This is a genomic window from Mycoplana azooxidifex (genome assembly GCF_014196765.1).
Classification (GTDB): Bacteria; Pseudomonadota; Alphaproteobacteria; order Rhizobiales; family Rhizobiaceae; genus Mycoplana; species Mycoplana azooxidifex.
This window is the reverse complement of record NZ_JACIEE010000006.1, coordinates 344,742-357,674: the sequence shown is the minus strand read 5'-3', so window position 1 is coordinate 357,674 and position 12,933 is coordinate 344,742. Positions and strand designations below refer to the sequence as shown.

Below are 12,933 nucleotides of genomic sequence, written 5' to 3'. Positions count from 1 at the left end.
CCTTACTCGATGACGATCATCGGTTCGCCATATTCGACCGGCGCGGCATCTGCCACGAGAATTTCGGTGACCTTGCCGGAGCGAGGCGCCGGGATCTGGTTCATCGTCTTCATCGCCTCGATGATGAGGATCGTCTGCCCTTCCTGGACGTTGGAGCCGACTTCGACGAAGGGGCGAGCGCCGGGCGCGGGCGACAGGTAGGCGGTGCCGACCATCGGCGCGGTCACCGCGTTCTTGTTGTCGCGCACGGCGGCAACGGGGGCTGCTGCCACGGCCACCGGCGCAGCCGCGACCGGAACAGGGGCGGAGACGTACTGCGGCGTGCCTGCGCGCGAGACGCGGATGCGCAGGTCGTCCTGCTCGATTTCGATTTCGGTCAGGTCCGTCTCGTTGAGGATGTTGGCGAGATCGCGGATCAACACCTGATCGATGCCCTGTTTCTTGTCAGCCATGGGATTTAGCCTCTTATTCTCTTCTTATTTCGTGATGGATTTCAGCGCGTGGAGCGCCAGGATGTAGCTATGCTCGCCGAACCCGCAGATCACGCCCTTGACCGCCGGTGCGATCATGGACTTGTGGCGGAATTCCTCGCGGGCATGGACGTTGGAAATGTGCAGTTCGACGACCGGGATGCGGATGGCCTTGATGGCGTCGTGCAGGGCAAGCGAGGTGTGGGTGTAGGCGCCGGCATTGATGGCGATGCCGGCGGCCGTGTCGCCCGCCTCGTGGATCCAGTCGACCAGCGTGCCCTCGTGGTTAGACTGGCGAAAATCGATGTCGAAGCCGATCCGTTCCCCCTCGGCACGGCACAACACCTCGATGTCGGCCAGCGTATGCCCGCCATAGATTCCGGGCTCGCGCTTGCCGAGCGCATTGAGGTTCGGGCCGTTCAGGACGAAAATGGTGGATGCCATTCGGATTTCCGCTTGCTGGATCGTGGGTTACCTATAGACCGCCGGTTCTCCAAGGAAAAGCCCCAAGGAATCACGCGCGTCTTGTCCACAACCAAGAAGGCTGAACCGCAAGGGAATGGCGGAAAGATGGCGGGCGCGCATGTTCCCGGGGCGGGGCCGGCCGCTCGGGACCATGCGGATCGTTTTCAGGCCGGCGCTGGCCCGGTTCAGCATACGGCCTTGCCGCAGGCGCGGACATTGGCGACCTTCGCGTTCAACTCGTCGACGCCGACGGCCCCGAACACGGCCTCGTTCGAGATGATGTAGGACGGCGTGCCGGTGATGCCGAGGCTCTGGGCCAGCGAATAGGCCTGGCGCACGGCGTCGTCGTGGGGCTTGGTTTCCATCTGCTTGCGGATGTCGGCCTCGCTGACGCCGAGCCCAGTCGCGACCGCGATCGCCGTCTCCTCCGTTGCGCGCTCCTCGCCGCCGAGAAGGGTGCGGTGGAACTCGGCATATTTCTCCGGCGCAAGATCGCGGAAGGCCGCACTCACCTTGTGGGCGGCCAGCGAATCCGGCCCGAGGATCGGCAGTTCCTTCAGCACGAAGCGCACGTTCTTGTCTTTTTCCAGAACCGCGTCCATGTCGGAAAGAGCCCGCTTGCAGTAGCCGCAATTGTAGTCGAAGAACTCCACGATCGTGACGTCGCCGTCAGGATTGCCGAGCGAGATGTCGTCCTTGCCGTTGAAGATCGCAGCCTTGTTTTCGGTGATCGCGGCCTTGGCCTGCTCCTGCTGCTCCTGCGCCTGCTTCTGCTGCAGGGCTTCCTGCATGTCCATCAGGATTTCCGGATTGGCGAGCAGGTACTCCTTGATATAGGCGCCGAACTCTTCCTTCTGCTTGTCGTCGAGCGCCTGCGCTTGAAGCGGCAGGAAGACGGCGCCGGTCAGTGCGAGCGCGGCTGCGAGCGATTTGGCTTTGGTACGAAACATCTTGTCCTCGTGGTGCCGTGAGGCGGATGCCGCGGCCGTTGTCCGTCGCGCCCTTGTATCCTTGCGGCGCGTCGCGGCCACCTTAGGACGCGGTTGTCGCAAACGAAACTGCAAAGGCGGCGAAAATCCGGTCGTCCCGGGATTGTGAACAGGCCTTTTTTACGGCTAGTGCATATGGCATCGAAGATGCCCGACCGCCTCATGCAAGCTCAAGGACAGATGCGAAGATGAAAGTCTCCCGACGAAGCGCAGTCGAACCCTTCCATGCGATGGATGTCCTGGCTGACGCGACGCGCCGGCGCGCGCAGGGGCGTCCTGTCATATCGATGGCCGTCGGCCAGCCGGCCTATCCGGCGCCGCGCGCGGCCCTCGATGCCGCAAGGGCAGCGCTTGCCGACGGGCGGGTCGGCTATACCGAGGCGCTCGGCCTTGCCGCGCTGCGCCGCGGCATCGCCGACTACTATCGCGCCCAACACCGCGTCGAGGTCGATCCTGCCCGCATCGCCGTGACCACCGGCTCGTCGGCCGGCTTCAACCTCGCCTTCCTGACGCTGTTCGATCCCGGCGACCGGGTTGCGATCGCGCGGCCGGGCTATCCGGCCTACCGCAACATACTGGCGGCCCTGGGAATCGAGACGATCGAGATCGAGGTGACCGCGGAGAACGACTTCACCATCACGCCGGAAAGCCTGGAGGCGGCGCAGAGCGTGTTCGGCAGGCTTTCCGGCGTTCTCCTCGCAAGCCCGGCCAATCCGACCGGCACCGTCACCAACCGCGCCCACCTGAAGGCGCTCGCGCACTACTGCACCTCAAACGACATCGCCTTCATCTCCGACGAGATCTACCATGGCCTGACCTTCACCGGTGAGGAGACCAGTGCGCTGGAACTGACCGACGACGTGGTCGTGATCAATTCGTTTTCCAAATATTATTGCATGACCGGCTGGCGGATCGGCTGGATGGTGCTGCCCGACAGCGTCGTGCGCCCGATCGAGCGGCTGTCGCAGAGCCTCTATATCTCGGCTCCGGAAATATCGCAGCTCGCCGGGCTCGCGGCCCTTGGCGCGCGTGACGAGCTCGACGTCCATCGCGACGCCTACCGCCGCAACCGCGACCTGCTCGCGACCCGCCTGCCCGAGATCGGCTTCTCGATCGCCTCGCCGATGGACGGCGCCTTCTACGCCTATGTCGACGCCGGCCGCTTCACCAACGACAGCATGGCCTTTGCAAGGCGGATGCTGGCGGATATCGACGTGGCGGCAACCCCGGGGCACGATTTCGATCCCGTGGGCGGACATCGCACGATGCGCTTCTCCTTTGCCGGTGGGTACGACGAGATGGTCGACGCGACCGACCGGATCGCGGCCTGGCTGAAGTAGAGCAGAGGAGGGGCGGGCGGGGCAAGTCGCCCGCGGTCCGGTTAGCCGGTCGGCCCTCGGGCAGGAGCTTCTCGGCGGCGGCAGTCGGGGTTTCCCTTTGCCTGCCGAGGACGAAGACCGGCTGTTTCAGATGACGCGCGCCGCCTGCTACGAAAGACCCGGCACAAAGGCCGGGTCTCCAATTTCCTGCAAATGTCAGGCTTCTCAGAAGAAGCCGCGGCGCTGCCACCAGCCGCCCTTCTTGGGCTTCTCGGGTTCGTCGCCTTCCTTCTCCTGCGCAGACGAGGACTTGACGACGGGCGCGCTTGCGACCTTCGATCGGTCCCGGCTGGCGCGGGCGGGCTTGGCCTCGTCCAGCACGGCCGCCGCTTCCTCGACTGCGGGTTCTACCGCTTCTGCCGCCGGCTTTTCCTCGACCGCCGTCTGCGCCGCCACGTCCGCTGCGGCAGCCGCAGGGGCCTTCGCCACCGGTTCTGCGGCATCCGTCTCGTCGGTGGTCTTTACCTTCGCCTTGCGGGTCCGGCGGGCCTTCGGTGCAGGGGCTGCGGCCACCTCGGCCACGGCCTCGTTCAGTGCGGCCTGGCCCTCGATTGCCGCCTCGGCGGCAGCGTCCAGGTTATCGTCCACAGCTGCCGTGACTTCGGCCTCGGCTTCTGCTGAAGCCACGCCTTCGTCTTCGCCGTCGTCGGAGCCGCCGGCCGCATCCTCGCTTGCGGAGACTTCGCCTTCATCGCGGTTGCGGCGTCCGCCACGCTTGCCGCGCCGGCGACGCTTGCGCTTCGACGGGTCGCCATCGCCGTCGGCGTCGGCGGCGACGCGGGTCGCATCGCCATCGGCTTCGCCGGCCTCGTCCTCGCCATCTTCGTCCTCGTCGCCCGGTTGCTCGCCACCGAAGGAGGCGGTGTCGCTGCCTTCGGCGCCTTCCTGGCCGCCACGGCCGCGGCGGCGGCGGCGGCGCTTGCGCTTGCGGCCGGCCTGGTCGTCGGAGGCGGCCACGGATGCCGCTGCCGCAGGCTTCACCACGACTTCGGCTTCCTCGTCGATCTCTTCCTCGATGACGATATCGTCGTCTTCGTCGGGCTCAGGGGCGAACTGGATGAACTGGTCGATCTTGACCGGGTTCTCCACCGGCTCGCCGCGGTCGATCGCAAAGTGCTGGGCGCCGACATGGGCGTCCGCGTCAATGATGATATGGACGCCGAAGCGGGCCTCATAGTCGCCGATCGTGCCGCGCTTGTGGTTGAGCAGGTAGAGCGCGATGTCCGGTGTCGTCCGCACGGAGATGTTGTGCGTCGTATTCTTGAGCAGGTACTCCTCGATGCCGCGCAGGACATGCAGCGCCACGGAGGATTGCGAGCGAACATGGCCCGTGCCGTTGCAGTGCGAGCATACCTGCATCGTGCTTTCGAGCACCGAGGCGCGGATGCGCTGGCGCGACATCTCGAGCAGGCCGAAATGCGAGATGCGGCCGACCTGGATGCGGGCGCGGTCGTTCTTCAGATGGTCCTTGAGGCGCTTCTCGACGGAGCGGTTGTTACGCTTCTCCTCCATGTCGATGAAGTCGATGACGACGAGGCCGGCAAGGTCACGCAGGCGCAACTGCCGCGCCACTTCCTCGGCTGCCTCGAGGTTCGTCTGCAGCGCCGTTTCCTCGATCGAATGCTCGCGGGTCGAGCGGCCGGAGTTGACGTCGATCGAGACCAGCGCCTCGGTCTGGTTGATGATGATGTAGCCGCCCGACTTCAGCGTCACCTGCGGCTGCAGCATCCGGTCGAGCTGGGCCTCGATGCCGGAGCGCGACAAGATCGGATGGATGTCGCGATAGGGCTGGACCACCTTGGCGTGGCTCGGCATCAGCATCTTCATGAAGCCCTTGGCTTCCTTGTAGCCTTCCTCGCCGGCGACGACGATCTCGCTGATGTCCTTGTTGTAGAGGTCGCGGATCGAACGCTTGATGAGCGAGCCTTCCTCGTAGACGAGGCAGGGGGCGGTCGAGTTGAGCGTCAGCGTGCGGACGTTCTCCCACAGGCGCATCAGGTATTCGAAGTCGCGCTTGACCTCGACCTTGGTGCGGTTGGCGCCGGCGGTGCGCAGGATCACGCCCATGCCCTGCGGCACTTCGAGATCGCGCGCGATCTCCTTCAGGCGCTTGCGGTCCTGCGGGTTGGTGATCTTGCGGGAAATGCCGCCGCCGCGGGCGGTGTTCGGCATCAGGACCGAATAGCGGCCGGCAAGCGACAGGTAGGTGGTCAGCGCCGCACCCTTGTTGCCGCGCTCTTCCTTGGCGACCTGAACCAGCAGGATCTGCCGGCGCTTGATCACTTCCTGGATGCGGTACTGCTTGCGCGGGCGGCGTGCGGCGCGATCCGGAACCTCTTCCATCGCGTCTTCGGCGCCGACCGATTCGATCACTTCCTTTTCTTCGTGGTGATCGTCGTCGTCATCGTCGTCGTCGCCCGGGCGCTTGCGCACGTCTTCGGAGATCATGTCGGTATCGACGGCTGCAGCCATGTCGCCGGAAGGCGTCTTGCCGTCCTCGTCGTCGGCAGCAGCGGCTTCGGTCGTCTCGACGGCCTCGTCCTTGGCGGCGGCCTTCTTGGCGCGCGGCTTGCGCGGCTTCTTCGCCTTCGGCTTTGCTTCTTCCTCGACCGGGGCGGCTTCGGCCTCGACAACGTCCGCGGCTTCCGCCGTTTCCTCGACGGCTATGGTCTCGACCGGCGCTTCAGGCTCGGCCTGGGTTTCCTGCCGGATTTTGACCGGCTGGGCGGGAACCGGCGCCGTCTCGACATGCTCGATGTCGTCGTCGCGGCGGGCATCCTCGGCCTCGGCGCGCAGCAGCGCCTGCCGGTCGGCCAGCGGGATCTGGTAGTAGTCGGGGTGGATTTCGGCAAAGGCCAGGAAGCCGTGCCGGTTGCCGCCGTAATCGACGAACGCCGCCTGCAGCGACGGTTCGACGCGTGTCACCTTGGCAAGGTAGATGTTGCCGCGGATCTGCTTCTTGTGCTGAGATTCGAAGTCGAATTCTTCTATGCGGTTGCCGCGTACGACAACGACGCGCGTCTCCTCTGCATGAGACGCATCGATAAGCATTTTGTCTGCCATGAAAGTTCTGCTCCTCGGCGCAGGCCAAGCCTGTCTGGCGACCGCCCGCCAAAGGGCGGGGGACCGGAGGGAGGGAGCTCTGCGCCGGATAAGTGATTCCCCGTCGGGACTGGATGAGCGGGCTGCGGCCAGACAACGGCTGGTACGATCACGCACCGAAGCCTGTTAACCTCTGACAAATACCGCAGCGACAACATCAACGTCCAAACGAGAATGCCAATGCCATAGACCCAAGGGGTCCGATGAAGCGGGCCTGAATGCCCATGGTGGATATCCACCGTTGAATTTGGTCCGGCCACCGCCGGATTACCGCGATTCCATTGCTCGGGAAGAAGCATTGCAACGGCGGATGAAGGCCAGTTTCGGCGCCAAATCCAAGTGGTTGGCTGCCCGCCTGCGGCTTCTATCCCGTCTGTACTTTTTCCTTGAAATCGCTTTTATGTTCAATATGTCACAATGGCAAGGAAAAAGCCCGGACCGTCACAATTATGATCGAATCCGGCCGGATGGAGTGGCCCCGGTCCGGATGGAGTGCGGGCGGCTGATAAGCTTTGATTAACCCTGCGAATGCAAGTTGGTGCGCGAGCGACTGCGTGTCGCAACTGGCGCGCATGGCCGAATCGCGGTTGCATATCGGCGCCATGACGATGCAGGTTGACGATGCAGATTCTTGACAAGGGAGTGACCGGGTGAAGGTCGAAGCGGCAAAGCGGCGTTCTGCGATGCATCGGCTTGCCGGTGTCGCGTGCCTTCTGGCCGGCATCCTCGCCTTCGTTCCGGGGCCGTCCCTGGCGGCGGAGACGGACGTGCCGACGGCCTCCATCCCGGCAGATGTCTCGCCGCTGGTCGCCTATTCGGGGCGCGTCGCCGGCGACGACGCCCGCACGCGCCTGATCCTCGACTTCGACAAGCGGCCGGAAATCTCGGTCCACTATGTCGCCAATCCCTATCGCATTCTGATCGACCTGCCCGACACGGTGTTCGCCCTGAAGAAGGACGACGTCGCCGCGCGCGGCCTCTTCTCCGACATCCGCTACGGCGGCATGGCTGCCGGCAGGTCCCGCATCGTTCTCACCGCTGACCGTCCCGCGAGCGTCGTCGCCTCCGAGGTGCGCAAGGAGGAGGGCGGAACGGGCTATCGGCTCGTGGTCGACACCGCGATCGTGACGGAGGACGCGTTTGCCAAGCTCCTCAGCGGCCAGAGCTGGAAGGACGCAGCCGCAGTGGCCGAGAGCAGGCCTGTTCTGCCGGGGGCGGCCGCCGATGACGGCGGGACGTTCGTGATCGCCGTCGACGCCGGCCATGGCGGCATCGACAACGGCGCGCAAGGGGCGGCGACGGGAACTCACGAGAAGGCGGTGACGCTTGACTTCGCCAGGGAACTGACCTCAGCCCTGAATGCCTCGCCCGCGACCAAGGCGGTGCTGACCCGCGACAAGGACGAATTCCTCTCCCTGTCGCAGCGCGTCCAGCTTGCCCGCAACCAGGGCGCCAACCTTCTCATTTCGATACATGCCGACACCCTGCGGCAGAAGGACATCCGCGGCGCGACCGTCTATACGATCTCCGACAAGGCGTCCGACAGCCTCGCCGCCAACCTCGCCGCGCGCGAGAACCTGTCCGACGAGATCGCCGGCATGCCGCTCCAGGGCGAGCCCGCCGAGGTCGCCGACATCCTGATCGATCTCACCCGCCGCGAAACGCAGGCCTTTTCCATCAGCCTGGCGAAGGAGGTCGTGGGCGCCTTCGAGGGCGAGGTGAAGCTGATCAACAATCCGCATCGCCACGCCGGCTTCCGCGTCCTGACCGCGCCGGACGTGCCCTCGGTCCTGCTCGAACTCGGCTTTCTGTCGAACAAGGACGACGAGAAACTCCTGCTCGACCCGGCCTGGCAGAAGAAGGTGGCGGGCCTGATCGCCGAAGCCGTGCAGCGCTATCGCTCGGCCGTCATGGCCAACGGCGGCTGACGCACGGGGGGTGCCGAGCAGGGCGCGTTCGCACGGGCCTGCATTGTGCCGAAAAAGTGACAGCGCGGGCAATTGTTTCGTGGCCTTCGCGCGTTGTTTGCAGTAAGCCCTATTTTCCTCACATTCGGGGCTCTACTCGGGTCAAATATCCGGACGACTCGATGGCGAATTCTCTGGTCGCCTGCCGCGATGGCCGAGGCCGCCAGTATCCGCGCATGACGCGGTACGCCTCCATCGTCCTGGCTGATGAAATGATAGGATACCGGTAACGGCATATGATCAGATTGATTGGATATTTTTTCGGGATTGGCACCGTCTTCTTCCTCGGTGTCGCCGCGATCGTCGCGGTCTATCTCGCCAATGTCACGAAGGATCTGCCTGATTACGAGGTATTGAACAGCTATTCCCCGCCGGTGACCACGCGCGTGCACGCGACGAACGGCGCGCTGATGGCCGAGTATGCGCGCGAGCGGCGGCTCTACCTGCCGATCCAGGCCATCCCGGACCGGGTGAAGGCGGCCTTCCTGTCCGCCGAGGACAAGAATTTCTACAACCATCCCGGCGTCGACGTGACGGGCCTCTTCCGCGCGATCGTCACCAACGTCCAGCAGATGGGCTCCGGGCGCCGGCCGGTCGGTGCGTCGACGATCACCCAGCAGGTCGCGAAGAACTTCCTCCTCTCCTCCGACCAGACGATCGACCGCAAGGTGAAGGAAGCCATTCTCTCCTTCCGCATCGAGCAGGCCTATTCGAAGGACCGCATCCTCGAGCTCTATCTCAACGAGATCTTCTTCGGGATGAATTCCTACGGCATCGCCGGCGCCGCGCTGACCTACTTCGACAAGTCGGTCACCGAGCTCACGATCGCCGAGACGGCCTATCTCGCGGCCCTGCCGAAGGGCCCGAACAACTACCATCCCTTCCGCCGCGCCGAGGCTGCGATCGAGCGGCGCAACTGGGTGATCGACCGCATGGTCGAGAACGGCTACGTCACCCGCAGCGAAGGCGACGAGGCCAAGAAGCAGCCCCTCGGCGTGACGCCGCGCAACCGCGGCTCCTATCTTTTCGCCTCCGACTATTTCGCCGAGGAGGTGCGCCGGCAGATCATCGAGCGCTACGGGGACAATGCGCTCTACGAAGGTGGCCTGTCGGTGCGCACCTCTCTTGACCCGCGCCTGCAGGTCATCGCCCGCAAGGTCCTGCAGGGCGGCCTGATCAGCTACGACGAGCGCCGCGGCTTCCACGGCCCGGTCAAGACCGTCGAGATCGGCAGTGACTGGGGGATCGAGCTGAGCAAGGTCGCAGCCTACAGCGACGTGCCCGAATGGAAGCTTGCCGTCGTGCTCTCGACCGACGCCGACGGCGCCGACATCGGACTGCAGCCGCGCAAGGAGCCGTCCGGCAAGGTAGCCGAGGAGCGCGTCACCGGACGCATCGCGGCAGACGCCATGAAATGGGCCTATCGCTCGGCGAAGGGCGACCGGAAGTCGGCCCGCTCGCCGGAAGGCGTGCTGTCGCCGGGCGACGTGGTCTATGTCGAGCCGACGGAGACCGAAGGCAGCTACAGGCTTCGCCAGCCGCCGAGCGTGCAGGGCGGGCTGGTGGCGATGGACCCGCACACCGGGCGCGTGCTCGCCATGGTCGGCGGCTTTTCCTACGGCCAGTCGGAATTCAACCGTGCGACGCAGGCCATGCGCCAGCCGGGTTCCTCGTTCAAGCCGTTCGTCTACGCCGCGGCCCTCGACAACGGCTATACGCCGGCATCCGTCATCATGGACGCCCCCATCGAGATCGTTTCGGGCGGCGAGGTCTGGCGCCCGCAGAACTACGGCGGCGGCTCGGCCGGCCCCTCGACCCTGCGGCTCGGCATCGAGAAGTCGCGCAACCTGATGACGGTTCGCCTTGCCCAGGACATGGGCATGAGCCTCGTGGCCGAATATGCCGAGCGCTTCGGCGTCTACGACAAGATGAACCCGGTGCTGGCCATGTCGCTCGGCTCCGGCGAGACCACCGTGCTTCGCATGGTCTCGGCCTATTCCGTGCTCGCCAACGGCGGCAAGCAGATCAAGCCCTCGCTGATCGACCGCATTCAGGACCGTTACGGCAAGACGATCTACAGCCACGAGGAACGAACCTGCGAGGGCTGCAATGCGGCCGACTGGGAGAATCAGGAAGAGCCGAACGTCATAGACAACCGCGAGCAGGTGCTCGATCCTATGACCGCCTACCAGATCACATCGATGATGGAAGGCGTGGTCACGCGCGGCACGGCCGCCGGCAAGATCAAGCTTGAGCGCCAGGTCGCCGGCAAGACCGGAACCACCAACGACGAGAAGGACGCCTGGTTCGTCGGCTATACGCCGGACCTCGTCGCGGGCCTCTATATCGGCTTCGACAGCCCGGCCCCGCTCGGCCGCGGCGCCACCGGCGGCTCGCTGTCGGCCCCGCTCTTCAACGAATTCATGCAGGCGGCGACCGAAGGCACCCAGCCGACCAAGTTCCTGATCCCGGAAGGCATGCAGATGATCGCGGTCAACCGCAAGACCGGCATGGCCGCATCCGAGGGCGATCCCGACACCATCATGGAAGCCTTCAAGCCCGGGACCGGCCCGGCCGACGTCTTCTCGGTCATCGGCGGCGACGAGTTCATGGAGCCGGAGGAAATCCTCCGCAATTCGCCGCAGGCCAACCAGGCCGTCAGCGGCGGCCAGAGCGGTCTGTTCTGATCAGCCGGTACTGACTGGACACGCAGGATGAAAAAGGCGGGCGTTCTCCGACGCCCGCCTTTACATCTTTCGGCCATGTGACTATCTCACGGGCCAACTCGCAAACCACAGAAGAAAACGGATATGCGCGCGGAAATCGAGAACGTAGTCGACGAAATCAAGCAGGCCATAAGCCTGCTGAGGAGGCATCTTTGACTGGGACCAGGCGGTAAGACGACTGGACTGGTTGAACAACAAGGCAGAGGACCCGAACCTCTGGAACGACGCCACCGAAGCGCAGAAGCTGATGCGCGAGCGCCAGCATCTGGACGACGGCATCAACGGCCTGCGCGCGCTCGAGCAGCAGCTGAGGGACAACATCGAGCTGATCGAGCTCGGTGAGGAAGAAGGCGACGCCGACATCGTCAAGGATGCCGAGGGCGCCCTCAAGGAACTGCGAAACGAGGCCAACCGTCGCCAGGTGGAGGCGATGCTGTCCGGCGAGGCCGACGGTAACGACACCTATGTCGAAGTGCATTCCGGCGCCGGCGGCACCGAGAGCCAGGACTGGGCCAACATGCTGCTTCGCATGTACACCCGCTGGGCCGAGCGCCAGGGCTTCAAGGTCGAGCTGCTCGAGATCCACGACGGCGAAGAGGCCGGCATCAAGTCCGCGACGATCCTCGTCAAGGGCCACAATGCCTATGGCTGGATGAAGACCGAATCGGGCGTGCACCGGCTGGTGCGCATCTCGCCCTACGACAGCAACGCCCGCCGTCACACCTCGTTCTCGTCGATCTGGGTCTATCCGGTCATCGACGACTCGATCAACATCGAGATCAACGAGAGCGATTGCCGCATCGACACCTACCGTTCGTCGGGTGCAGGCGGCCAGCACGTCAACACGACCGATTCGGCGGTGCGCATCACGCACATGCCCTCCGGCATCGTCGTCGCCTGCCAGCAGGAACGCTCGCAGCACAAGAACCGGGCCAAGGCCTGGGACATGCTGCGCGCCCGCCTCTACGAGGCCGAGCTGAAGAAGCGCGAGGAGGCCGCCAATGCCGAGGCCGCGTCGAAGTCCGAGATCGGCTGGGGCCACCAGATCCGCTCCTACGTCCTGCAGCCCTACCAGTTGGTGAAGGACCTGCGCACCGGCGTCGAAAGCACGGCGCCCTCGGACGTCCTCGACGGCGAACTCAACGAGTTCATGGAGGCCGCACTCGCCCACCGGGTAAGCGGCGGCGCCGACGCGGTCGTCGACGACCTGGCCTGACGGCCGTACCGGTCCATCAATAACGACGGCGCCGCTAGGCGCCGTCGCTTGCCGCGCGGTTTCAGCGCGCCCGTTGTCCCGCGCCTCCCGCCTGCACGAGCGCGCCCATGCCCCGTCAGTTGCTGGCCTTTTCGACCTTCAGTTCGCCGAGATCGTCGATCAGCACCGTCCAGGCGGTTGATTCCGCCGCCTGTGGGTCCGTCTTGAGGTGGATGGTGGCGAACATGCCCGGCTGGCCCTTGACGCCGTCCGAGCTCTCCGGCCGGATATCGGTGACATAGGCCTTCATCGCGGAGAACTCCTCCAGTTCCGTCGACGAGGCGATCGCCGGCCCTTCGGGCGTCGCCTCGATCCGTTGCAGGTGGATCTGCGCGGTGCCATCCGGCTGGCGCAGCGAGTACAGCTTGTAGTAGCCCCGTCTGACCGCCGATGCGTCGGGCGCCGCAGCGTCTGATCCGTCCTGGTCGCCCGCCTGTTCCTCCCAGTAGCCTGTGCTGACGGCGAAGGTCACGTTGGCAGGCAGCGGGGAGGGTTCCTGCGCCACGGCGGCAGGGGCCATGGCAAGCAGGGCCACGAGAGCGATGACAGCAAGTGAGGGACGGGACATCGGTTGCACCTT

The 12,933-nt window shown here is 65.1% G+C and carries 9 protein-coding genes; 4 read left to right on the top strand and 5 right to left on the bottom strand.

Features of this window, described 5'->3' with window-relative positions:
• Positions 1 to 2 precede the first annotated feature (2 nt).
• The 3 genes from accB to GGQ64_RS16170 form a co-directional block, all read right to left on the bottom strand.
• Complete coding sequence (accB, locus tag GGQ64_RS16180) at positions 3 to 452, bottom strand: acetyl-CoA carboxylase biotin carboxyl carrier protein (protein ID WP_183806155.1); 450 nt, start codon at positions 450 to 452, stop codon at positions 3 to 5.
• A 24-nt stretch (positions 453 to 476) separates the two neighbouring features.
• Positions 477 to 914, bottom strand: a complete 438-nt coding sequence (aroQ, locus tag GGQ64_RS16175) for a type II 3-dehydroquinate dehydratase (protein ID WP_183806154.1) — start codon at positions 912 to 914, stop codon at positions 477 to 479.
• Positions 915 to 1,120: 206 nt separating this feature from the next.
• Positions 1,121 to 1,885, bottom strand: a complete 765-nt coding sequence (locus GGQ64_RS16170; protein ID WP_183806152.1) for a DsbA family protein — start codon at positions 1,883 to 1,885, stop codon at positions 1,121 to 1,123.
• 227 nt (positions 1,886 to 2,112) lie between these two features.
• Here GGQ64_RS16170 and GGQ64_RS16165 point away from each other — a divergent pair, with 227 nt between their 5' ends.
• Entirely contained in the window at positions 2,113 to 3,264 is a 1,152-nt protein-coding gene (locus GGQ64_RS16165) for a pyridoxal phosphate-dependent aminotransferase (protein WP_183806150.1), read from the top strand.
• A 204-nt stretch (positions 3,265 to 3,468) separates the two neighbouring features.
• Here GGQ64_RS16165 and GGQ64_RS16160 read toward each other — a convergent pair whose 3' ends face one another.
• Positions 3,469 to 6,366, bottom strand: coding sequence for an Rne/Rng family ribonuclease (locus GGQ64_RS16160; protein WP_183806148.1), 2,898 nt, complete (start codon positions 6,364 to 6,366; stop codon positions 3,469 to 3,471).
• A 722-nt stretch (positions 6,367 to 7,088) separates the two neighbouring features.
• Between GGQ64_RS16160 and GGQ64_RS16155 the strand changes: the two genes are divergently transcribed.
• From GGQ64_RS16155 to prfB, 3 genes are all read left to right on the top strand, one after another.
• Complete coding sequence (locus GGQ64_RS16155; RefSeq protein WP_183806401.1) at positions 7,089 to 8,333, top strand: N-acetylmuramoyl-L-alanine amidase; 1,245 nt, start codon at positions 7,089 to 7,091, stop codon at positions 8,331 to 8,333.
• Positions 8,334 to 8,608: 275 nt separating this feature from the next.
• Entirely contained in the window at positions 8,609 to 11,059 is a 2,451-nt protein-coding gene (locus GGQ64_RS16150) for a penicillin-binding protein 1A (RefSeq protein WP_183806147.1), read from the top strand.
• A 123-nt stretch (positions 11,060 to 11,182) separates the two neighbouring features.
• Positions 11,183 to 12,314, top strand: a protein-coding gene (prfB, locus tag GGQ64_RS16145) for a peptide chain release factor 2 (protein WP_183806146.1) whose coding sequence is annotated in 2 segments (ribosomal slippage) — positions 11,183 to 11,251 and positions 11,253 to 12,314 — 1,131 coding nt in all. Because the reading frame shifts where the segments join, the coding sequence is not laid out codon by codon here.
• Between the two features lie 115 nt (positions 12,315 to 12,429).
• On the opposite strand, the gene GGQ64_RS16140 is transcribed toward prfB, so the two are convergent.
• Positions 12,430 to 12,921, bottom strand: a complete 492-nt coding sequence (locus tag GGQ64_RS16140) for a hypothetical protein (RefSeq protein ID WP_425488513.1) — start codon at positions 12,919 to 12,921, stop codon at positions 12,430 to 12,432.
• Positions 12,922 to 12,933: the final 12 nt, after the last annotated feature.